This is a genomic window from Sphingomonas sp. HMP9 (assembly GCF_013374115.1).
Taxonomy (GTDB): Bacteria; Pseudomonadota; Alphaproteobacteria; order Sphingomonadales; family Sphingomonadaceae; genus Sphingomonas.
This window is the reverse complement of record NZ_AP022673.1, coordinates 3,596,202-3,617,500: the sequence shown is the minus strand read 5'-3', so window position 1 is coordinate 3,617,500 and position 21,299 is coordinate 3,596,202. Positions and strand designations below refer to the sequence as shown.

Below are 21,299 nucleotides of genomic sequence, written 5' to 3'. Positions count from 1 at the left end.
TGCGGAGCGTGAGACCGCCACCGAAACGCTTGTTGAAGCGTGCGACCTGGCCGCCGGTGTCGAGCATCGTGCCGCGACCGCCGGTCCATGCCGGATGTGCGAGCGGATCGATTTCGAGCGTCATCACATCGCCTTCCTTACCCCAGGTGGTGCGAGTCTGGTACTTGCTGCCATCGGTCATCTGGACGGTGATCATGTGATAATCGGGGTGCGTATCGGCCTTCATGGGACTTCTCCGTATGTGGCTGGTTCCGACCAGCCTGAAAAGGAAGGCGCGCCCGTACACGGACGCGCCCGAATTTACAAGATCGCGAGGCTGAGCCCGACTGTCAGGCTTTCGGAGGATCGGCAATCATCGCTGTGAAGTTCGCCTCGGCCACGAGTTGCCCGTCCACCAGCGCGCGGCCGGCGAACTTACAGACCGAACTGCGCTTCTGAACAAAGGTCACTTCGAGCTTGAGCAGGACACCCGGCTCGACGGGCTTCCTGAACTTTGCGCCGTCGATCGCCATGAAATAGACGAGCTTGCCCGACCCCGCGAGCCCCAGCGACTCGACCGCGAGAATCCCCGCCGCCTGCGCCATCGCCTCGACGATCAGCACGCCCGGCATGATCGGCCGTCCAGGGAAATGCCCCTGGAAGAACTGCTCGTTCATCGACACCGCCTTGATCGCTGTGATCGATGTGTCGAGGACGAGGTCCTCGACACGATCGACCAGTAGCAACGGATAGCGATGCGGCAGCGCGGCCATGACCCGCCCGATATCGAGCGGGCCGAGACTGGTCTTGGCCGTTTCAGTCACCGATTCGGTCACAAACCGACCTTAACGACCCTGCGGCGTGCGCGTTGCTGCCGGTGCGCGACCGGCAGGCGCCGGCGCGGCACCCTGCTGCTGGCCACCCTGCTGGTTCGGCTGCCAGTTTGCCGGCACGGCGGTGCTGACGGTCGGCACGAGGCGATCGAGCTCGGTCGTGATTGCCGCGGTGATGTCGGCAGTCGGCTGCGCGAACAGGGCGGCCTCGGGACGCAGCAACAGGCTGACGTTCTTGGCGCGAACGGCCGCCGTCACGGCGTCGCTGAGCTTGGCCTGGATCTGCTCGATGGCATATTGCTGCGCGCGCTGTGCGGGCTGCGTCAGGCGAGCGAGTTCCTGGTTCGCCGCGTTCTCACGCGTCTGGATCGCCTGAGCCTGCGGACGCAGCGTCGCTTCGGTCGCGCCGGGCGCACGCTGTGCGGTCTGGAACGCGGTCACCAGCGGCTGAAGCTCGCGGGCGACGGCCTGGCGGCGCGTCTCGGCTTGGTCAAGCTGCGCCTTGTAGGTCGTCTCGATCTGGGCGCGGGCAGCGTTCCAGGCCTTCGAATTGGCGATCGCACCCTGCGCGTCGGCGACAGCGATGCCCGAAACCTGCGCATCGGCAGCGGTCGCGGTCATGGCGGCAGGCGCAACGAGCGCTGCGGCGAGGAGAAGCGTCTTGAACGTCGTCATCAGAACTGTGTCCCTACATTGAAAGTAATGAGTTTGGGGTCGTCGCCGGGCTGCGAGAGCAAGGCCTTGGCAAGATCGATACGGAGCGGGCCGAACGGCGAGTTCCAGTTCACGCCGATGCCGATCGACAGACGTGGCTTGGCGGAGTTGCCGAGGAACTGTTCGAAATACGGACCGTAGCTGCGGGTTTGCGCCGTGTTGACCGACGTGCCCACGCAGGTCCCGCCTGCGGTCGCCGAATAGCCCGTGACGCACGTGGTCCCCTGACCGGCGTTCACGGTGTCGGTCGACGGCACGACATAGAGTGGCTGCCCCGCCGTGTTCGTGATCGCCGTCTGCAACGGCAGGCGCGTCACGTTGCCCGCCGCATCGGTGGTCGTCGGGTACGCGTCGTTCTCGACCGTCAGTGCAGGACGCGTGATGTTGAATAGCGAACCCGCCTGGACATAGATCGAGGGGCGCAAGCCGAGTTCACGCGCACCGGAGCCGAGCGGAATCTCAAGCTCGATGCGACCGAGGTAATAGGCGTTGCCACCCAGAGCATCGTCGATGACCTGGTTGCGATCGGTGACCAGCACCTGCTTGCCCGACGCGTCCGTCATATACGGGGTTCGCAATACGCGCGGACCGACACCACGGATGTCGAAGCCGCGGAACTGCGGTTCGCCGAGATAGAAGCGATCGGTGATGCGAACACGGTCGATGCCCGCCCCACGGCTGCCCTCGAGCGACTTGATATAGCCGCCCTCGCCGATCGCCGACAGGATGAAGCCGCTACCGATGTTATAGTATTTGGCACCTTCCGCACGGGTGCGGATGTATTTCACGTCGCCGCCGAGCCCGGCGAAATCCTGGCTGAACGAGAACCGCGAACCCGCCGTCGGGCGCAGACGGCTGTTCAGCGTGTCGTGGATGAGCGAATAGCCGACCGACGACGTCCAGCGGTTGCCGATCGCTTCGCACAGATACCGCCCGGCAAGCTGGATGTCGCACTTGCCATTGGTGAAATAGGTCGCCTCGTTCAGCCCGACCTCATCGTACGAAAGGCCATAGCGAGCCGACAGCGACCAGAACTCGGTCAGCGGCACGCCAGCGCGAAGCTGGAACCCGGTCGAAACCTGCGAATAGGTCGTCTGGCGATCGTTGCCGATATAGTTGAATGAATTGTAGTCGCGGCGGAAGACGTCGCCGCCGACCGCGATGTTCTTGTCGAACAGATACGGCTCGGTAAAGCCCAGCTCGATCGACTTCGAATAGCTCGAATAGTTCACGCCGGCACGCAGTTCCTGGCCCTTGCCGCGGAAGTTGCGCTGCGTGATGTTCGCCTGGATGATGAAGCGCTCGAGGCTCGAATAGCCCGCCGACAGCTGCAGCTCACCGGTCGACTTCTCTTCGAGGTTGGTCTCGAGGATCACGCGGTCGGGCGCGGAGCCCGGCAGCTGCTTGATCTCCATCTTGTCCTGGAAATACCCAAGCGAGTTGATGCGATCCTGCGAGCGCTTCACCTGGAAGCTGTTGAACGCATCGCCCTCGGCCAGACGGATCTCGCGGCGGATGACCTTGTCCTGCGTCTGCGTATTGCCGTTGATCTCGACGCGCTCGACATAGGTGCGCTTGGCTTCGGCGATGTTGAAATTAATCCCCATCGTCAGCGTGTCGGCGTCCTTCTGGAACTCCGGGTTCACCTCGGTGAACGCATAGCCGAACAGGCCCGCGGTCTGGCTAAGATTGTCGACCGAATCCTCGACCAGCTTGGCGTTGTACCAATCGCCCTTCTTGAGCGGCAGGCTGGCGGCCAGCTTGGTGTTGTCAAAGTCGCGGATCTGGCTGTCGACCGTCACGTCGCCGAACTTGTAGCGCTTGCCCTCCTCCACCACGTACGTGATGATGAAGTCCTTCTTGTCCGGCGTCAGCTCGGCGACCGCCGAGGTCACGCGGAAATCGGCATAGCCCTGAGTCAGGTAGAACTGGCGCAGCTTCTGCTGATCGTAGGACAAGCGATCCTGGTCGTAGCTGGTCGCCGACGACAGCAAGCGGAACAGGCGCATCTGCTTGGTCGCCATCTGGCCGCGGATCTGGTCGTCGGAGAACACCTCGTTGCCGAGGATGTTGATCTGGCGGACCTTCGACTTCGGGCCCTCGCTGACCTCGAACACGACATCGACGCGGTTCTGGTCGAGATTGACCATCTTCGGATCGATCACCGCGGCGAAGCGGCCCTGGCGACGATACAGCTCGATGATCCGCGCGATATCCTGGCGGACCGCTGTGCGCGTGAAGATCTGGCGCGGCGCGAGCTTGATCTCTTTCGTGATCTTGTCGGTCTTGAGCGCCTTGTTGCCCTCAATGATCACACGGTTGATGATCGGGTTCTCGCGCACGCGCAGCACGATGTTGCCGTCCTCGACACCCGCGATCGAGTAATCCGCGAACAGGTCGCTCGCCTGAAGATCCTTCAGCGCCTGATCCAGCGTCTCCGCGGTGTACGGGATGCCGACACGCAGCTTGGTGTAGCTGAGCACCGTCTCGCCCTCGATGCGCTGCGATCCCTCGACGCGCAAAGTCTTTATCGTCCGCACGGATACCGGTGCGGCGACGGGCGTTACTACAGGCGGAGCGGCTTGCGCCGTACCGCTCCGCGTCGCCGTTCCGGCGGGCGCAGTAGCAGGCCCAGTAGAGGGCGGGGCGGCAGGCGCCGTCTGCGCGAAGGCGGGAACGCCCGACAGGATCGTTCCTGCAAGCAGCAGGGCGCCCTTACGCGCAAAATCGTAACCGTTGATCGCTGTCACCAAACCCACCTTAAAAACGTGCACATACAAGGCGCGCCTGCCCTGCCCTATCGTCGTCAGCCGATCAAGCCGGCCAAATTCTTCCAGAGCCCGAAATTTCCGAGATCGTTGAAGGTCACCAACAGCATTAACGCGAGAATCGCCGCGAGACCGCCGCGATACGCCCATTCCTGAACCTGCGGTTCGACCGGGCGCCTGCGCACCGCTTCGATCGCATAGAAGAACAGATGGCCTCCATCGAGCATCGGCACTGGCAGCAGGTTGATGAACCCCAGATTGATCGAAACCAGCGCGATCAGGAACACATAGGCGTCAAGGCCGAGCGACATCTGCTCACCCGATACCTTGGCGATGCTGAGCGGTCCGCCGAGCTCCTTCACCGAACGCCGTCCGGTGATGACCTGGCCCAGCGTCTCGACCATCATCGACACGATCTCGCCAGTGCGCTTCACGGCGACGACCGGCGCCTCGATCAGGCTGACGGGGACGATGACGGGCTTGCTGCCGGCGATGCCGAGGCGGCCGATTCGATATTCGTTGCCGAAGCGATCGCGCTGACGTTCTGTGCCGATGACGATGTCGCGCGACAACGAGCGATCGCCGCGCACCGCGTCGATCCGGGTCCGCTCGCCGGCATGAATGCGGGCATAGCGCGCCATGTCGTCGAACGTCTCGACCGACCGACCAGCGATGCCGGTGATCCGGTCGCCGACCTGAAGGCCGGCTGCGGCCGCGGCGCTGCCGGGAACGGTGCCACCCACGATGGCGGGCATGCGGATGTCGCCATAGGCGAACGCAAAACCGGCGAGGATCAGGATCGCGACGACGAAGTTGACGACAGGGCCCGCCGCCACGACGATCGCGCGCTGCCACACCGGCTTCGACTGGAAGGTGCGCCCACGCTCCTCGGCGGGTAGCGACAGCCACTCGGCAGAGGGCTGGCTGGCCGGGTTCATGTCGCCCGCGAACTTCACGTACCCGCCGAGCGGCAGCCACCCGAACTTCCACCGCGTGCCGCGCTTGTCGGTAAAGCCCGCAATCTCATGGCCGAAGCCGATCGCGAAGGCGTCCGCCTTTATCCCGAAAAGGCGCCCGGCGAGGTAATGTCCCATCTCGTGCACGAACACGAGGGGGCCGATCACCGCAGCGAACGACAATATGGTCAGCAGGACACCGGGTGTTTCGATCAAACCGCGTAATCCTTCACACGCTCGCCCGCCAGGACCCGCGCTTCGGCGTCGATCGCCAGCACGGCATCGACGCTGTCCGGCGCGGCCGAGTCATAACATGATAACGTATGTTCGACGATTGCGGCAATTTCGAGGAAGCCGATGCGCCGCTGAAGGAATGCCTCGACCGCCACCTCGTTGGCCGCATTGAGTATCGCCGGCCGCGCACCGCTTGCGTCGATCGCCTCGCGGGCCAATCGCAGCGCGGGGAAGCGAACCGGATCCGGTGCCTCGAAGTCTAGTCGACCGATCGCGACCAAGTCGAGCGGCTCCATGGGGGTCGCCATCCGGTCCGGCCACGCAAGCGTATGCGCGATCGGCGTCCGCATGTCGGGGGGCCCCAATTGTGCAAGCACCGACCCGTCGACATGATCGACGAGGCTGTGAACCACCGACTGCGGGTGGATGACGATCTCGATCCGGTCGTGCGGGATTGGGAACAGGCGTGCGGCCTCGATCAGTTCGAGGCCCTTGTTCATGCAGGTCGCCGAATCGACCGAGATCTTCGCGCCCATCGACCAGTTGGGATGCTTGACCGCCTGTTCGAGCGTCACGTCGCGCATCTGTTCGGTCGTCCAGTCGCGGAACGGCCCGCCGCTGCACGTCAGGATGATCCGCCGCACGCGTTCGGGCCGGGTCGCGTCGAAGCACTGGAAGATCGCGTTGTGCTCGGAATCGGCAGGCAACAGAGTCGCGCCGGTCCGCTTGGCCGCAGCGAGGATGACGTCGCCGGCGGAGACCAGCGGCTCCTTGTTCGCGATCACGACGGTGCCGCCCTGCTCGATCGCCGCCATCACCGGCTTCAGCCCCGCGCAGCCGACGATAGCGCCCATCGTCCAGTCCGCACCCGAGGATGCCGCCTCGGCGATCGCCTCGGCACCGCCACCCGCCCGGATCCCCGTGCCGGCGAGCGCGTCGCGGAGTTCAGGAAGACACTTTTCGTCGGCAACGACGGCGAACTGGGCCCTGGTGCGGATAGCCGCTGCGGCGAGCTTCGCCACATCGCAATTCGCGGTCAGCGCGACGACGCGGAAGCGATCGGGCTCGCGCTCAACCAGGTCGAGTGTCGAGGTGCCGACCGAACCGGTCGCCCCCAGGATCGTGACGCTCTTCATGCGTAAAAATGGGGCAACAGGACGAGGAACGCTGCGACGGGTGCGACCGGGACCAGGCCGTCGAGCCGATCCATCACGCCGCCATGCCCCGGAAGGATGTTGCCGCTGTCCTTCACGCCTGCCACTCGCTTCAACCAACTCTCGTAAAGATCGCCCATCTGCGCGAGCACGGCGAGCACTGGGGTCGCCAGCGTCATCCGCATCGGCAGACCGTATTGCGTGTGCAGCACGGCCGCGACCGCGCTTGCCAACACGACACCACCGATCAGCCCCGACCATGTCTTGTTCGGGCTGATGACGGGCGCCAGCTTGGGCCCGCGCAGCGTCCGCCCGGTGAAGAACGCGCCGATGTCGCACGCCCACACCAGCGACAATGCCCACAATGTGAAGAGGATACCCTCGTCCTGCCGCCGGATGATCATCAGCGCAAGTACCGGCAGGCCGCAATAGAGGATGCCAAGCGCCAATTGCGGCCGACGCGTCGTTATGACCACGAAGAACGCCGCCCCCGCGAGGAGACCGAGCGTGAAGAAATCATGGATCACGAGGATCAACGACGCTGGGGCCATCAGCGCGAGCGGCACCGACAACGCGAACTGCGTCATGCGCTTGGTCTTGGCGTCTGCGCCGTGCAGCATCGACCATTCGGCCATCATGAATAGCGCCGCGACGACGCCTAGCAGCCAGAACGCGATCCCGCCAAGCGTCAGCGCGAGGCTGGCGACGACGATCATCGCAACGCTGGCGATCATCCGAAGCTGCAGATTGGACGGCGTTCGCAACGCCTGATCGGGCGCGTTCGCGGGGTCTGGCAGTGTCGTCAAAAGGCCACTCCAACCCAAATATTGCTCCCCGGCCCCCCGCGCTCGCGACGGAGTAGGAAAGTCACAGACCACCGTAGCGGCGTTGACGCTGACCAAACGCCGCGACCGCATCGGCGAGCGCCGTCGCGTCGAAATCGGGCCAGAGCGTGTCGACGAACAGCAGCTCGGCATACGCCGCCTGCCACAACAGGAAATTCGACAACCGCTGCTCGCCCGACGTCCGGATCATCAGATCGAGCGGCGGGAGGTCATGCGTGTCGAGTTCGGCCTCAATCCGCGCCGCATCGATGTCGGCAGGATCGAGCAAACCGTCGCGCGCGCGCTCGGCCAGGCGCCGCGCGGCGGTCACCAGCTCGGCATGCGCGCCGTAATTCAGTGCGATCGCCAGGATCGGCCCGGTGTTGGTCGCGGTGCGCGCGATCGCATCGTCGACCATCGCGACGAGATCCGCCGAAAAGCTGTGATAGTCGCCGATCACGCGCAGCCGGACATTCTCGCGCGCGAGTTCGTCGAGGTCGCTCCGGATAAAATGCCGGAGCAACCCCATCAGGTCGCTGACCTCCTCGACCGGGCGCCGCCAATTCTCCGACGAGAACGCGTACAGCGTCAGCGCCTCGATCCCCATGGCCCGCGCGGCGCGCGTCACCTTGCGCACCGCCTCGACGCCGGCCTTGTGCCCGGCGAAGCGCGGCAGGAACCGCTTCTTCGCCCAGCGGCCATTGCCGTCCATGATGATCGCGACATGACGCGGCACCGCCCCGCCCGAGGGGACGGCAGCCAACGGCGCAGTCGAAGAGGCCAACGGCCTCACTTGCCCAGGATTTCCTTTTCCTTGGCGGTCGCGGTCGCATCGAGCTCGGCGATGATGCTGTCAGTCAGCTTCTGGACTTCGGTTTCGTGGCGCTTGCGCTCGTCCTCGCCGAACACGCCCTTCTTCTCGTCGACCTTCAGCGAATCCATGCCGTCGCGGCGCACGTTGCGGACCGCGATGCGCGCCTTTTCGGCATACTGCCCGGCGAGCTTGGCGAGTTCCTTGCGGCGCTCCTCGGTCAGGTCGGGGATCGGCAGGCGCAGCGTCTGGCCGTCGACGATCGGGTTGAGGCCGAGGCCCGCCGAGCGGATCGCCTTGTCGGTCGGGCCGACATTGCCCTTGTCCCAGACCTGCACCGACAGCATCCGCGGCTCGGGTGCCGAGACGGTCGCGACCTGGTTGAGCGGCATCGACGAGCCGTACACCGTCACCATCACCGGATCGAGCAGCGCGGTCGACGCACGGCCCGTACGCAGGCCAGCGAGATCGCTCTTCAGCGCTTCGACGGCACCCGCCATGCGGCGTTCCAGGTCGCTCTTGTCATACGCTGCCATCTTAACTCTCCTGCTCGTTCTGAACGACCGTCGACACGCCATCACCCGCGAGAACCGCGGCGAGATTGCCGGGTTCACGGATGTTGAAGACGACGATCGGGATATTGTTGTCGCGGCACAGCGCGATCGCGCTCGCGTCCATGACCTTGAGGTCGTCGGACAGCACGCGGCTGTACGACACCGTCTCGTAGCGCACCGCGTCCGGGTGCGTCTTCGGGTCGGCATCATAGACGCCGTCGACCGAAGTGCCCTTGAACAGCGCATCGCACTTCATCTCGGCAGCACGCAGCGCGGCGCCCGAATCAGTGGTGAAATAGGGGCTGCCGACGCCCGCCGCGAAGATCACGACGCGACCCTTTTCGAGATGGCGCTCGGCGCGACGGCGGATGAACGGTTCGCACACGCTCGCCATCGGGATCGCCGACTGGACGCGCGTGTCGACGCCGATCTGCTCCAGCGCGTTCTGCACCGCGAGCGCGTTCATCACGGTTGCCAGCATGCCCATGTAATCGCCGGTCGCCCGGTCCATGCCGCGCGCCGCGCCCGCCATGCCGCGGAAAATGTTGCCACCGCCGACGACGATGCAGATCTCGTAGCCCTTGGCCTTGATGTCCGCGATCTCCTGCGCGACGCGCGCGGTGACGGTCGGATCGATCGAAAGGCCAGACGGTCCCATCAGGACTTCGCCCGACAGTTTCAGCAGGATACGGTTGTAGCGCGGAGGCGTCATAAATCTCGAATTGTGATTGGCGGGGCGGCGCGGACCTTAGGCGGCGAGGGCCACGATGGGAAGCGCCGCGAGGGGCCTGCATAGAATCTGGACGGAGATGGGACGGAAAATGGGCTGCCGATGAGTCTAGTTCCTCGCCGTTCCTCTAAGAGCGGCGAAGGCGTCATAGCTGGCCAATCTGGGATCAGTGACGTCTGCAACGACGCCTCCCCGGCGGAGGCCGGGGTCCAGTTGGCAAGGTCGATGTAATTGAAGACGGCCCGTCGTCACCTTCGTGTCCCACCTGGACCCCGGCCTTCGCCGGGGAGGTGCTGCGGCGAAGGACCTTGCGGCCGATATAACCTGATGGCACCGCCCCACGAGATTACGGATCGATAGTGTCTGAAACCGTGAATGCCGGAACGAGCCCGGCATGTCGGGGCAAACCTAACGCTTCTCCCCCTCGGGGAGAAGGTAGCCCGGCAGGGCCGGATGAGGGGGCGTGAGGCTCGAGACCTCGCCACTCCCCTCACCCTTCCCACGGCCAAGTGGCCGCGGGCCCCTTCCCTCTCCCCTGGGGGGCGAGGGAAAAGTACGCTTAGGCCTGCGGAACGCCCGAAGCGGCAGCGACTTCGGCGGCGAAGTCAGACTGCTCCTTCTCGATGCCTTCGCCGAGCTGGAAGCGGACATAGTCCACCAGCTTGATCTCGGCGCCCGCATCCTTGCCGGCCTTGGCAACGACGTCGGAGATCTTGGTCTTGCCATCCATGACGAACAGCTGGCTGACCAGAGCATGCTCCTTGCGGTACTTGGCGATGCCGCCTTCGACCATCTTGGCGATGATGTCGGCAGGCTTGCCCGACTCAGCAGCCTTTTCGGTCGCGATCGCGCGCTCGCGCTCGATCTCGCCCTCGTCCAGGTCCGCTTCGTTCAGTGCCTTCGGGAATGCGGCGGCGATGTGCATCGCGAGCTGCTTGCCGAGCGCCTGGAGAACCTCGTCAGACGCCTCCGATTCGAGCGCGACGAGCACGCCGATCTTGCCGAGGCCGGGGGCGGCCGCGTTGTGGATGTACGGCACGACCGCACCCTTGCTGACTTCCAGCGTGCGCGAGCGGCGCAGCGACTGGTTCTCGCCGATCGTCGCGACGTTGTTCGTCAGGACTTCCTCGACGGTCTTGCCCGAGGGCATCGCCTGCGACTTCAGCGACTCGATGTCGCCGCCGGTGGCGAGCGCGATCTGCGTGACGTCACGGACGAACGACTGGAACTGGTCGTTCTTGGCGACGAAATCGGTTTCCGAGTTCACTTCGACCGCTGCACCCTTGGTGCCCGACACAGCGACGCCGACCAGGCCCTCGGCCGCGGTACGGCTGGACTTCTTGGCAGCGGCGGCGAGACCCTTGGTCCGCAGCCAATCCATCGCCTGATCCATGTCGCCGGCGTTCTCGGTGAGCGCCTTCTTGCAATCCATCATGCCTGCGCCGCTCTTTTCGCGCAGATCCTTGACCATTGCTGCCGTGATATCGGCCATGTCTCTCATCCTTGTTTAGGTCTGAATGTAGTTGCGGGCGAGGCAGAGCGAATGCCCTACCCCGCCCGCATGACGGTTCGACGACGACGCTTACGCGTCGATCTGGCGCTCACCCTCAGCTGCGAACTCGGCAGCGGTATCGGCGTTCGCGGTCGCCTGTGCCGTGTCAGCCGTGGCTTCGACGGTCGGCTCTGCGCTCAGTGCCTCTTCCTTCGGCGGCTCGATCATCGCGCCGACGTCTGCACCGGTGCGGCGCTGCTGCTCCTGGCCGCCGCGCGTCGCGGCGATCGCGATCGCCTCGCAGTACAGGCGGATGGCGCGGGCTGCGTCGTCGTTCGCCGGAACCGGGAAGGCTATGCCGTCCGGCGAGACGTTCGAATCGAGGATCGCGACGACGGGAATACCCAGCGTGTTCGCTTCCTTGATCGCCAGCTCTTCCTTGTTCGCGTCGATCACGAACATCACGTCGGGGATGCCGCCCATGTCACGGATGCCGCCGAGCGAAAGCTCGAGCTTGTCCTTCTCGCGGGTGAGCTGAAGGACTTCCTTCTTGGTCAGGCCGACGGTGTCACCCGACAGCATTTCCTCGAGCGTCTTGAGACGCTTGATCGAACCCGAGATGGTCTTCCAGTTGGTGAGCATGCCGCCCAGCCAGCGATGGTTGACGAAGTGCTGACCCGAACGACGTGCTGCGTCTGCGACGGGCTCCTGCGCCTGGCGCTTGGTGCCCACGAACAAGACCTTGCCGCCGCCGGCAACGGCCGACGAAACGAACTCGAGCGCGCGTGCGAACAGCGGCACGGTCTGCGAGAGATCGAGGATGTGGACGCCGTTACGATCACCGAAGATGTAAGGCTTCATCTTGGGGTTCCACCGGTGAGTCTGGTGGCCGAAATGCGCGCCCGTTTCAATGAGCTGCTGCATGGAGACGACTGGTGCCGCCATAGGGATATATCCTTCCGGTTGTGCCTCTGGGAAGCGGATGACGTCCTGGCCGAATGACCGTGACGCACCGGGCTATGATGCCTCCCATGCGGGGTTAGAGGCGCGCCCCTTACCGTGGCTCTACGCGAAAAGCAATCACACAACGCCCGCTTGACTCGTGGAACGCAATGAGAACATAAAGGGTTCAGAGAGGAACAGATGTTCGACTCGGCGCAGAATGACCCCGGTAGAACGGGATTTGAAATGCGACGAGTGGAACGATGTTTCTGACCAAGTGTTTGCGGACATTAAGAATTTGTTCGCAACTCATAGGAAGGCGGACGTGATGTTGGTTCTGAGCTTCATGGTATTTGCTGGTTCATTCGCGGTCGCGGGCATGATGATCGTCTCGGCGATCGCGCCGCAGTGGAACCGCATCGTCAGCCTCGCGATGGGTAATGTCGAGCCCGCCTTCCAACCGCTCCGCACACTGGCCGTGGCGGAGCGACGGATTGCGGTCAGGCGTTGGGCATCGACATCGGCACCGGTGCCCGCGCGCCGCTGGAACGCTGCCGCCTGATCTTGGCGTAGCTTGCGATGCTGAACGGCATCGAGATCAGGTACAGCACGCAGATGATGCTGAGCGTATGCCAAGGCGCGCTCACGATCGCGGCGCCCAGCAGCACAACAAGTGCGATTGCCTCGAACCGGATGTTGCTGCGAAGTTTGACCGAACTCCACGAATAGGTTGCGATGCTCGACACCATCAGGAGTGCGACGAACGCAACCCATGGCGCCACCAGATAGGGCGATGCGAAAGTCGGTTCGTCGGTCCAGAACCAGAAGAACATCGGCATCAGCGCAAGCCCTGCGCCCGCAGGTGCCGGGACCCCGGTGAGGAAGCCGGCCGACTTGTGCGGCTGATGGCTCTCGTCAATCTTGGCGTTGAAGCGCGCGAGGCGCAGCGCGCAAAACACCGCGAAGATCAGCGAGCAGATCCATCCGACGCGAGGAAGCGCGGTCAGCGACCAGAGATAAACGATCAGGGCCGGCGCAACCCCGAACGAGATCGCGTCCGACAGTGAATCGAGTTCCGCGCCGAACCGGCTTTCACCGTGCAGCATGCGCGCGATCCGGCCGTCGAGCCCGTCGAGCACGCCCGCGACCATGATCATCGCAACCGCGCTTTCCCATTGTCCACCGATTGCGAACCGTACGCCGCTGAGGCCGGAACACAGCGCCAGAGCCGTGACGGCGTTCGGCGCGACGGCGCGCAGCGGAAGGCCACGTGGTGCACGACGCGTACGGCCGAACCGTCCCCGGCCACGCGCTTCGATCGAGGCGGTCGAACCGTCGTCGATCCGGTCGCGGTCGGCCCCATCGCGAGTGCTTTCGGCGCGATTGCTCTCGTCGTGATCGGTCACTGGGCGATGCCGCCAACGGGGACGCCACCGACGCGACCGAGCACGGTCTCGCCGGCGATGCTACGCTGGCCCAGGCAGACCTGCGGCACCGCGTGATCGGGCAGATACACGTCGACGCGGCTGCCGAACCGGATCAGGCCGATGCGCTGGCCGACCGCGACCATGTCGCCTGCCTTCACGAAACCGAGAATACGACGCGCGACGAGCCCGGCGATCTGCGTAAAACCGATCCGCATGCCGTTGCGGTCCTCGACCACGAAATGCTGGCGCTCATTCTCGTCGCTAGCCTTGTCGAGGTCGGCGTTGAGGAACTTGCCCGAGATATAGACGACCTGACGGATCGTGCCCGCGATCGGCGTGCGATTGATATGCACGTCGAACACCGACATGAAGATCGACACGCGGACCAGCGGTGCGTCGCCCAAGCCGTTCTCGCCGGCGAGTTCGCGCGGAATGGCCACGCGCTGGATCATCGTGATCAGCCCGTCGGCCGGTGCGACGATCAGCCCCTCGCCCTGCGGCGTCGTGCGGATCGGATCGCGGAAGAACGTCGCGACCCAGATCACCACGCCGACCATCGGCCAGAACAGCACGTGGCTGACGATCGTCAGCAGCAGCGTGATGCCCGCCGCGATCGCGACGTATTTGTGGCCCTCCGGATGGACTGCGGGAAATCGCCATTTGACCGTGGAGGTCGTGACGGGCGGCTTGTCGAGCGATGCCATAACCCGCGGGTCTATCCGTGCACGACGAGCGATACAACGATGAAGCGGCTTTTCCTTCCAGGACCATGTGGTTGCGCAATGCTCTCCGGGCCGCCGCCCGGTGGTTGCCCGGTGGTTGCCCGGTGGTTGCCCGGTGGTTGATCGTGGCGGCATGCTCCCCTAGACGCTCCTCAAACCCCTCCCCCGAAGGACACGCACATGGCGAAGATCAAGGTAAAGAATCCGATCGTGGAGATCGATGGCGACGAGATGACGCGGATCATCTGGGAATGGATCCGTGAGCGCCTGATCAAGCCGTATCTCGACATCCAGCTCGATTATTACGATCTCGGCGTCGAGCATCGCGACGCGACCGACGACCAGGTCACGATCGCCAGCGCACTCGCCACGCAGAAGCACGGCGTCGCGGTCAAGTGCGCGACGATCACGCCCGACGAGCAGCGCGTCACCGAATTCGGCCTGAAGAAGATGTGGAAGTCGCCGAACGGCACGATCCGCAACATCCTCGGCGGTACGATCTTCCGCGAGCCGATCGTGATCAAGAACGTCCCCCGCCTGATCCCGGGCTGGACTCACCCGATCGTCGTCGGCCGTCACGCGTTCGGCGATCAGTATCGCGCGACCGACTATCTGGTCCCCGGCCCCGGCAAGCTGCGCCTCGTCTTCGAGGGCGACGACGGCACGGTCATCGACCGCGAAGTGTTCCAGTTCCCGTCGGCGGGCGTCGCGATGGCGATGTACAATCTCGACGATTCGATCCGCGACTTCGCCCGCGCCTCGATGCATTACGGCCTCAACCTGAAGTGGCCGGTGTATTTGTCGACCAAGAACACGATCCTCAAGGCCTATGACGGCCGCTTCAAGGATCTGTTCGCCGAGGTGTTCGAGGCCGAGTTCAAGGACAAGTTCAAGGAAGCGGGCATCGTCTACGAGCATCGCCTGATCGACGACATGGTCGCCTCTGCGCTTAAGTGGAACGGCGAGTTCGTCTGGGCCTGCAAGAACTATGACGGCGACGTCCAGTCGGACCAGGTCGCACAGGGGTTCGGGTCGCTGGGTCTCATGACCTCGATCCTGCTGACCCCGGACGGCAAGACCGTCGAGGCCGAAGCCGCGCACGGCACCGTCACGCGTCACTTCCGCATGCACGAGCAGGGCAAGGCGACCTCGACCAACCCGATCGCGTCGATCTTCGCGTGGACCGGTGGCCTGAAGTATCGCGGCAAGTTCGACGACACGCCCGACGTCACGAAGTTCGCCGAGACGCTTGAGCGCGTCTGCATCCAGACCGTCGAGAACGGCCACATGACCAAGGATCTCGCGATCCTGATCGGGCCGGAGCAGCCCTGGATGACGACCGAGCAGTTCTTCGAGCAGGTTCGCGCGAACCTCGAGACCGAAATGGGCAACTGGGCCTGACCGGACTACCCCCCGCTCCCCGATGACGGGAGCGGGGTTTTTCCCCGGGACACCCTTCCCGTCATCCTGACGAAAGTCAGGATCCAGAGTAACCGAGTTCCGTCCCTCGTGTCTCTGGATCCTGACTTTCGTCAGGATGACGGAGGGGCCTAAACACCAAGTAACACCACGGGTGACAAGTCCGCCGAGCGTCCCCTAAGGTCGTGGGCATGGCATTACGGCTCGACAACCAGGGTTTCAGCGACACGCTCGTCATTCTCGGCGCGGCGGGTCTGGTGATCCCCGCCTTTGCCCGGTTCAAGGTCAGCCCGGTCATCGGGTTCATTCTGGTCGGATTGCTGGTCGGCCCCGCCGGACTCGGCGCACTGACCGGCTCCGCGCCGTGGCTTTATTACCTCACCATATCGAACCCCGAATCGATCGAGCCGTTCGCCGAGTTCGGGATCATCCTCCTGCTGTTCTCAATCGGGCTCGAACTCTCGTTCAAGCGCCTGTGGTCGATGAAGCGGCTGGTGTTCGGCACGGGCGCGGCCGAACTGATCGGCTCCGCGCTGATCATCGGCGTCGCGCTTCACTTCATCGGCCAGGGATGGGCTGGCGCGATCGGGCTGGGGTTCGCGCTTGCCCTGTCATCCACCGCGCTGGTCCTGCCGCTCGTCGGCACCACCGGTGCGGTCGGCCGCGGCGCGTTCGCGATGCTGTTGTTCGAGGATCTGGCGCTCGTCCCGATCATCTTCGTGCTCGGCGCGCTCGCGCCGACCGCGAGCGCCGATGGCTGGGCGGACATTGCCGGGGTGGCTTTGCGCGGGAGCCTGACCGTCGTCGCGATGTATGTCGGCGGCCGGTTGATCCTGCCACGGCTGTTCGGCCAGGCAGCGCGGACCAAGAGCCCCGAGCTGTTCCTTGCTGCCTCGCTGCTGGTCGTCATCGTGGCGAGCGTCGCGACCACCGCCGCGGGCCTGTCGCCGATCGTCGGCGCGCTGCTCGCCGGGCTGCTGATCGCCGAGACCGAATATCACAGCGAGGTCGAGGTGATCACCGCGCCGTTCAAGGGGCTCGCGCTTGGTGTGTTCCTGATCACGGTCGGCATGAGCCTCGACCTGCGGCTGATCGCACTGAACTGGCCGTCGCTGCTGCTCGCGGTGACGGGCGTTGTCGCGGTCAAGGCGATCGTGACGTTCCTGTTCCTGCGTGTCGCCAATTCGCGACGCGGGGTCGCGGCGGAGACGGGGTTGCTGATGGGCAGCCCGTCCGAGACGACGCTGATCGTCCTCGCCACCGCCGCGCAGGCGCAGCTGATCCTGCCGTCGACCGCGTCGTTCTGGCAGACCGTCACCGCGATCGGCCTGACGATCACGCCGCTGCTGGCGAAGCTCGGGCGGACCGTGTCGAGGCAGTTGGAGAGCCGGTCGGTAGCCGATGCTGGCGATGTCGAGATCGACGACGAGGGTCCGGGCACCGTCGTAATCGGCTTTGGCCGGGTCGGGCAGATGGTGGCGGACATGCTCGCGGTCCACGGGCAAAAGTACGTTGCGGTCGAGGCGGATATCGATTCGGTCGAAGCCGCGCGGCGACAAGGGCACCCGGTGCTGTTCGGCGACGTCGCGCGCGCAGAACTGGTCGATCGGTTGAAGCTGCACACCGCCAAGGCGCTGATCCTGACGATGGACGACCCGGTCCTGACGGTACGGTTGGCGCGGCGGGTTCGCGCGTTGGCGCCGGACCTGCCGATCGTGGCGCGTGCACGGGATACGGCGCATGCTGCCGAACTATACCGGGCGGGTGTGACTGACGCTGTGCCGGAGACGTTGGAAAGTTCGCTGCAGTTGGCCGAGGCGGTGCTGGTCGATCTCGGCGTGGCGATGGGGCCGGTGATCGCGTCGATCCACGAGAAGCGCGACGAACTGCGGCAGGAGATCAAGAAGGCGGCGGACATGATCGTCGAGCCGCGAAGGCGGAAGGCGAAGCGGACGCCTCGGGCGGCGTAACCCCTCCTTCCCGCGCGCCGCGTGTTCTCCCGCGAAGGTGGGAGTCCAGTCTGGGTCCCGCCTTCGCGGCGGAACAGGCTTTGGGTGTTTCTTAAAGCGGCACCACCCCGGTGGAAGCCAGGGCCCAGTTGGAAAAGTGGTCGTAACGGAGCGCCCCGTCCCTATTGCCTCTGTTTCCCAACTGGGCCCCGGCCTTCGCCGGGGTGGTGGTTCTCCCACGTCTCCTGCGAGGTGATTGATAAAATATCGACCACGCCCGCTTCTTGTTCTCCCGCGAAGGCGGGAGTCCAGTCTGGGCCCCCGCCTTCGCGGGGAACAGGCTTTGAGTGGTTGCTGTCGCGGCACCACCCCGGCGGAGGCCGGGGCCCAGTTGGAAAGGTGGTCTTAACGGAGCGCCCCACCCCCTATTGCCTCTGTTTCCCAACTGGGCCCCGGCCTTCGCCGGGGTGGTGTTTCTTCCACGTCTCCCGCGAGACGATCGGCAACGTATCGACTACGCCCGCCTCTTGTCCTCCCGCGAAGGCGGGAGTCTAGTCTGGGTCCACGCCTTCGCGGGAAAACAAGCTTTTTGCGGGTCCTTGACGCGGGCTAGCGCCTCAGGTGTTCGCGACACCTCAAAAGCGGCTGTATTCTTTCGCCAAACGCCTCCACTCCCTCGAGAAAGTCGTCGAAGGTCAGCAAGACGCCGCCGGTGTTGGGGACGGCGGCCATCTCGTCGAGCATCCGCGCCACGGTTTCGTACGAACCGACCAGCGTGCCCATGTTGATGTTCACCGCGCCTTCGGGAGCGGCGAGTTGGCGGACGTTGGTATCCTTGTTGTGCGTGTCCTTCGCGCCCTGATCGATCAGCCAGGCGATCGCGTCCACATCGACGCCGGCGTTGTAGTGTTTCCACCTTGCCATCGCCTCCTCGTCGGTCTCGGCGGCGATGATCATGATCAGGACGAAGACCTGCACGTCGCGGCCGGTCTTGGCGGTCGCCGCGGCCAGGCGTTCATTGTTAAACGCGAAGGCGGTCGGCGTGTTGACGCCCTTGCCGAGACAGAACGCATAGTCTGCCCATTTGGCGGAGAAGGCGAGGCCGTCATCGGACGAGCCGGCGCAGATGATCGTCATGTCGCCGGCCGGTTTGGGCCAGACGCGGCAGTCGGTCATCTGGTAATACTCGCCCTTGAAGTCGGACGTGCCCTCCTCCCACAGCTCGCGGAGGATGTGGGCGTATTCGTCGAGCATCGTGTACCGGTTGCGGAAATGCTCGTCGCCGGGCCACATTCCCATCTGCGTATATTCGGGCGGCTGCCAGCCGGTGATGAGGTTCAGCCCGAACCGACCATGGCTGATCGAGTCGATCGTGTTGCACATCCGCGCGGCATAGGCGGGCGGGATCAGCAGCGTCGGGCAGGTCGCATAGATCTTGATCTTCTCGGTGACCGCGGCGAGCCCGGCCATCAGCGTGAAGCTCTCCAGCCCGTAATCCCAGAACTCGGTCTTGCCGCCGAACCCACGCAGCTTGATCATCGAAATCAGGAAATCGAGGCCATGCTTTTCGGCCGCCTGCGCGATCGCCTTGTTGAGATCGAAGCTTGGTTTGTATTGCGGCGCGGTCTCGCTGATCAGCCAGCCATTGTTGTTGATGGGCATGAAGACGCCGACCTGCATATCCCGCTCCTATTCGCCGTCGAGCCAGTCGAGCAGCCACATGTTGAAATGCTCGGCCCGCGTGACGTTGCAGGCGTGCGCCCCCGCCGCCATCCGGGCAAGCTGCGCGCCGGGGATGCCGGCGGCGAGCTTTTCGGAGGCAGACGGCGGCACGAGCAGGTCGTCGTCGGACGCAACCATCAGCGTTGGCACGCGAATCTCGTCGAGCCGTCCGGCGATGTTGAACCGGCGGACCGCGGCCACGCGCCGCTGGATCATCTCCGCGCCGGGGAAATGAGCGAGCATCGCTTCCTCCTCGTTCTGCAGCCGGTCGTGGTGGTCGGAGATCCACTGCGGCGGGTAGAGGAACAGCGGCTGCGCGTGGAGATACGCGCGGGGGCCGCTGTCGCTCAGCAACGCCAGCCGCGTGTCGAAGCAGCGAGCGGTGTGCGGATCGAGCTTGGCCCAGCCGTTGATGACGACGAGGCGGTCGAGTCGTTCGGGTGCGGCCAGCGCGAGGGCCAGGCCGATATGGCCGCCCAGCGCGTGGCCGATGAAGGTGCAGCGCTCCAGCCCGATCGCGTCCAGGAGTGTCACGACGTCGGTGGCCATTGCCTCGACGGTCAGGTCGCCAGGGACGTGGCGCTCCGAGTGCCCGGTGCCGCGGTGGTCGTAGGTGATGACGCGGTGACCGGCGCCGAGGGCCGCGAGGTTTGGGTGCCAGTAGCTGCCGGAGCCGCCAAGGCCGCTCGACAGGAGGATCACGGGGCCGTCGGGCTGGCCGTGTTCCTCCCAGTGGATACCGCCCGCGATCGCCATCAGGCGAGGTGGGCGATGCTGGCGATCTCGACGAGGCAGTCGGGTTTCACAAGCTCGGTCTTGATGCAGTAGCGCGCAGGCTTTGGCCCGGGAAAATACTCGGCGTAGACCGCGTTGAAGACGGCATAGTCGGCCAGGTCCTTGAGGAAGATGTGGTTGAACGCGACGTCCGCCAGGGTCGCGCCAGCGGCTTCGAGCGTGGTCCTGATCGTGTCCAGCACCGCGCGGGTCTGGGCTGCGGCGTCGCCGGGGTGGAGGACCATGCCGCCTTCGCCCAGTGCCAGCACCCCCGAGACGTAGACAATGTTGCCTGCCTTCGCACCTGCGGAATACGGCGCGATCGGGGTCGGGAACTGCGGCGGGTTGATGGCTTCGAACGGCATGATGTTCCCTTTCACATATCAAGCGCTACCCGTTCCCCCGCGGAGGCGGGGGTCCAGGGTCGCAGGCGTCATCCTTCGTGATCCCTGGGCCCCCGCGTTCGCGAGGAACAGAAGGGTGCTCGTCACTTCGGCAACTGCCCGAACGAACCGCAAAAATCGCTTACCGTGCTGACCCAGCCGAAGAATGTCTCGACATTGTAGACGGTCGCCGCCTGCATCTCGGGCGGCCCGAGATGGTGCGTCGCATCCTCCAGCATCACGCCGAAATATTCGAGGTGGAAGCCGTCGCGCAGCGTGCTCTCGACGCAGACGTTGGTGGCGATGCCGACGAAGACGATGTTGCGGATGCCGCGCGAGCGCAGGATGCTGTCGAGCTGCGAGTTGAAGAATGCCGAGTAGCGCGTCTTGTGGACGCGGATATCGCCGGGATGCGGTTTCAACGCGTCGACGATCTCATAGTCCCAGCCGCCGCGCGCGAGGAACTGGCCATGGAGTTCGGGCCGCGCGCGCATCGTCTTGAGCGCGTTGGACTTGTGCCAGTTGGGCGATCCGGGCCCACCGGCCTCGACATAGTCCGCGTCCCAGCCGTTCTGGAGGAACACGACCGGCATTTTCGCCGCGCGGGCGGTGTCCAGGACCTTGGCGATCCGGGAGATCGTGCTGGCCGAGCCGGCGATGTCGAAGCCGGCCGTATCCACATAACCGCCGGGGGAGGCGTAGGCGTTCTGCATGTCTATGACGACGACGGCGGTTTCGGCGGGATCGAGACGGAGCGCTTCCGGCCGCGCGGGCAGCGTGACGGCGTTCGCCTCGTTCGCGCCGGTTCGGATGATCGGGCTGCCTATCGTCATTGTGACAAGCTCGCTGCATCGCAGGGATTGTGCAAGTGCGAAATGATCGGAGTATCGGCAGTACCCCGATCAACGAAGC

At 64.7% G+C, this 21,299-nt stretch carries 21 protein-coding genes (1 of these 21 only partly in view); 3 read left to right on the top strand and 18 right to left on the bottom strand.

Annotated features, from left to right (window positions below; genetic code table 11):
• The 12 genes from rpmE to rpsB form a co-directional block, all read right to left on the bottom strand.
• Positions 1-226: the 5' portion of a 50S ribosomal protein L31 gene (gene rpmE / locus HMP09_RS16330; protein WP_055880673.1), read on the bottom strand. The gene continues 5 nt to the left of window position 1, outside the view; the window shows 226 of its 231 coding nt (coding positions 1-226); its start codon is at positions 224-226; its stop codon lies off the left edge, out of view.
• Positions 227-329: 103 nt separating this feature from the next.
• Positions 330-752, bottom strand: coding sequence for a 3-hydroxyacyl-ACP dehydratase FabZ (gene fabZ, locus HMP09_RS16325; RefSeq protein ID WP_232090897.1), 423 nt, complete (start codon positions 750-752; stop codon positions 330-332).
• Between the two features lie 72 nt (positions 753-824).
• Positions 825-1,487, bottom strand: a complete 663-nt coding sequence (locus HMP09_RS16320; protein ID WP_176501225.1) for an OmpH family outer membrane protein — start codon at positions 1,485-1,487, stop codon at positions 825-827.
• Complete coding sequence (gene bamA / locus HMP09_RS16315) at positions 1,487-4,279, bottom strand: outer membrane protein assembly factor BamA (protein ID WP_232090896.1); 2,793 nt, start codon at positions 4,277-4,279, stop codon at positions 1,487-1,489. Before bamA ends, HMP09_RS16320 begins: the two co-directional genes overlap by 1 nt.
• Positions 4,280-4,332: 53 nt before the next feature.
• On the bottom strand, positions 4,333-5,466 hold the full coding sequence (gene rseP, locus HMP09_RS16310) for an RIP metalloprotease RseP (RefSeq protein ID WP_176501223.1): 1,134 nt from the start codon (positions 5,464-5,466) through the stop codon (positions 4,333-4,335).
• Entirely contained in the window at positions 5,463-6,620 is a 1,158-nt protein-coding gene (locus HMP09_RS16305; RefSeq protein ID WP_176501222.1) for a 1-deoxy-D-xylulose-5-phosphate reductoisomerase, read from the bottom strand. Before HMP09_RS16305 ends, rseP begins: the two co-directional genes overlap by 4 nt.
• Entirely contained in the window at positions 6,617-7,372 is a 756-nt protein-coding gene (locus HMP09_RS16300) for a phosphatidate cytidylyltransferase (RefSeq protein ID WP_176501840.1), read from the bottom strand. Before HMP09_RS16300 ends, HMP09_RS16305 begins: the two co-directional genes overlap by 4 nt.
• Before the next feature lie 133 nt (positions 7,373-7,505).
• Positions 7,506-8,174 (bottom strand): isoprenyl transferase, encoded by a 669-nt coding sequence (locus HMP09_RS16295; RefSeq protein WP_232090895.1) that lies wholly within the window; start codon positions 8,172-8,174, stop codon positions 7,506-7,508.
• 77 nt (positions 8,175-8,251) lie between these two features.
• The gene (frr, locus tag HMP09_RS16290) at positions 8,252-8,809 is read right to left on the bottom strand and encodes a ribosome recycling factor (RefSeq protein WP_176501221.1); all 558 of its coding nucleotides are present in this window, start codon (positions 8,807-8,809) and stop codon (positions 8,252-8,254) included.
• Between the two features lies 1 nt (position 8,810).
• The gene (pyrH, locus tag HMP09_RS16285; protein ID WP_176501220.1) at positions 8,811-9,539 is read right to left on the bottom strand and encodes a UMP kinase; all 729 of its coding nucleotides are present in this window, start codon (positions 9,537-9,539) and stop codon (positions 8,811-8,813) included.
• 577 nt (positions 9,540-10,116) lie between these two features.
• Positions 10,117-11,049 (bottom strand): translation elongation factor Ts, encoded by a 933-nt coding sequence (tsf, locus tag HMP09_RS16280; protein ID WP_176501219.1) that lies wholly within the window; start codon positions 11,047-11,049, stop codon positions 10,117-10,119.
• A 90-nt stretch (positions 11,050-11,139) separates the two neighbouring features.
• Positions 11,140-11,994 (bottom strand): 30S ribosomal protein S2, encoded by an 855-nt coding sequence (gene rpsB, locus HMP09_RS16275; RefSeq protein ID WP_176501218.1) that lies wholly within the window; start codon positions 11,992-11,994, stop codon positions 11,140-11,142.
• A gap of 217 nt (positions 11,995-12,211) precedes the next feature.
• Between rpsB and HMP09_RS16270 the strand changes: the two genes are divergently transcribed.
• Entirely contained in the window at positions 12,212-12,553 is a 342-nt protein-coding gene (locus HMP09_RS16270) for a hypothetical protein (protein WP_232090414.1), read from the top strand.
• Here HMP09_RS16270 and pssA read toward each other — a convergent pair.
• Together pssA and HMP09_RS16260 are read right to left on the bottom strand one after the other, a co-directional pair.
• The gene (gene pssA / locus HMP09_RS16265) at positions 12,492-13,310 is read right to left on the bottom strand and encodes a CDP-diacylglycerol--serine O-phosphatidyltransferase (RefSeq protein ID WP_332103276.1); all 819 of its coding nucleotides are present in this window, start codon (positions 13,308-13,310) and stop codon (positions 12,492-12,494) included. The genes HMP09_RS16270 and pssA overlap by 62 nt on opposite strands.
• Before the next feature lie 83 nt (positions 13,311-13,393).
• Positions 13,394-14,122: a phosphatidylserine decarboxylase gene (locus HMP09_RS16260; protein ID WP_176501217.1), complete on the bottom strand. Its 729-nt coding sequence runs from the start codon at positions 14,120-14,122 to the stop codon at positions 13,394-13,396.
• 198 nt (positions 14,123-14,320) lie between these two features.
• On the opposite strand from HMP09_RS16260, the gene HMP09_RS16255 reads away from it, so the two are divergent.
• Positions 14,321-15,541: an NADP-dependent isocitrate dehydrogenase gene (locus tag HMP09_RS16255; protein ID WP_176501216.1), complete on the top strand. Its 1,221-nt coding sequence runs from the start codon at positions 14,321-14,323 to the stop codon at positions 15,539-15,541.
• 209 nt (positions 15,542-15,750) lie between these two features.
• Positions 15,751-17,529 (top strand): cation:proton antiporter domain-containing protein, encoded by a 1,779-nt coding sequence (locus tag HMP09_RS16250; protein ID WP_176501215.1) that lies wholly within the window; start codon positions 15,751-15,753, stop codon positions 17,527-17,529.
• 588 nt (positions 17,530-18,117) lie between these two features.
• Here the strand turns inward: HMP09_RS16250 and rutA are convergent.
• From rutA to rutB, 4 genes are all read right to left on the bottom strand, one after another.
• Positions 18,118-19,188 (bottom strand): pyrimidine utilization protein A, encoded by a 1,071-nt coding sequence (gene rutA, locus HMP09_RS16245; protein ID WP_176501214.1) that lies wholly within the window; start codon positions 19,186-19,188, stop codon positions 18,118-18,120.
• A 9-nt stretch (positions 19,189-19,197) separates the two neighbouring features.
• Entirely contained in the window at positions 19,198-19,986 is a 789-nt protein-coding gene (rutD, locus tag HMP09_RS16240) for a pyrimidine utilization protein D (protein WP_176501213.1), read from the bottom strand.
• Positions 19,986-20,369 carry a pyrimidine utilization protein C gene (gene rutC / locus HMP09_RS16235; RefSeq protein ID WP_176501212.1) on the bottom strand — a complete coding sequence of 128 codons (384 nt, stop codon included), beginning with the start codon at positions 20,367-20,369 and terminating at the stop codon, positions 19,986-19,988. The genes rutD and rutC overlap by 1 nt, the downstream gene beginning before the upstream one ends.
• Positions 20,370-20,491: 122 nt before the next feature.
• Positions 20,492-21,220 carry a pyrimidine utilization protein B gene (gene rutB / locus HMP09_RS16230; protein WP_176501211.1) on the bottom strand — a complete coding sequence of 243 codons (729 nt, stop codon included), beginning with the start codon at positions 21,218-21,220 and terminating at the stop codon, positions 20,492-20,494.
• Positions 21,221-21,299 lie beyond the last annotated feature (79 nt).

Excerpts from the sequence above, each read along its gene's own strand:
- fabZ (WP_232090897.1), bottom strand. The coding sequence starts at position 752 with ATGGCCGCGCTGCCGCATCGCTATCCGTTGCTACTGGTCGATCGTGTC.
- HMP09_RS16320 (WP_176501225.1), bottom strand. The coding sequence starts at position 1,487 with ATGACGACGTTCAAGACGCTTCTCCTCGCCGCAGCGCTCGTTGCGCCT.
- HMP09_RS16305 (WP_176501222.1), bottom strand. The coding sequence starts at position 6,620 with ATGAAGAGCGTCACGATCCTGGGGGCGACCGGTTCGGTCGGCACCTCG.
- HMP09_RS16300 (WP_176501840.1), bottom strand. The coding sequence starts at position 7,372 with ATGATCGCCAGCGTTGCGATGATCGTCGTCGCCAGCCTCGCGCTGACG.
- HMP09_RS16295 (WP_232090895.1), bottom strand. The coding sequence starts at position 8,174 with ATGGACGGCAATGGCCGCTGGGCGAAGAAGCGGTTCCTGCCGCGCTTC.
- frr (WP_176501221.1), bottom strand. The coding sequence starts at position 8,809 with ATGGCAGCGTATGACAAGAGCGACCTGGAACGCCGCATGGCGGGTGCC.
- pyrH (WP_176501220.1), bottom strand. The coding sequence starts at position 9,539 with ATGACGCCTCCGCGCTACAACCGTATCCTGCTGAAACTGTCGGGCGAA.
- tsf (WP_176501219.1), bottom strand. The coding sequence starts at position 11,049 with ATGGCCGATATCACGGCAGCAATGGTCAAGGATCTGCGCGAAAAGAGC.
- rpsB (WP_176501218.1), bottom strand. The coding sequence starts at position 11,994 with ATGGCGGCACCAGTCGTCTCCATGCAGCAGCTCATTGAAACGGGCGCG.
- HMP09_RS16270 (WP_232090414.1), top strand. The coding sequence starts at position 12,212 with ATGACCCCGGTAGAACGGGATTTGAAATGCGACGAGTGGAACGATGTT.
- HMP09_RS16260 (WP_176501217.1), bottom strand. The coding sequence starts at position 14,122 with ATGGCATCGCTCGACAAGCCGCCCGTCACGACCTCCACGGTCAAATGG.
- HMP09_RS16255 (WP_176501216.1), top strand. The coding sequence starts at position 14,321 with ATGGCGAAGATCAAGGTAAAGAATCCGATCGTGGAGATCGATGGCGAC.
- HMP09_RS16250 (WP_176501215.1), top strand. The coding sequence starts at position 15,751 with ATGGCATTACGGCTCGACAACCAGGGTTTCAGCGACACGCTCGTCATT.
- rutA (WP_176501214.1), bottom strand. The coding sequence starts at position 19,188 with ATGCAGGTCGGCGTCTTCATGCCCATCAACAACAATGGCTGGCTGATC.
- rutD (WP_176501213.1), bottom strand. The coding sequence starts at position 19,986 with ATGGCGATCGCGGGCGGTATCCACTGGGAGGAACACGGCCAGCCCGAC.
- rutC (WP_176501212.1), bottom strand. The coding sequence starts at position 20,369 with ATGCCGTTCGAAGCCATCAACCCGCCGCAGTTCCCGACCCCGATCGCG.
- rutB (WP_176501211.1), bottom strand. The coding sequence starts at position 21,220 with ATGACGATAGGCAGCCCGATCATCCGAACCGGCGCGAACGAGGCGAAC.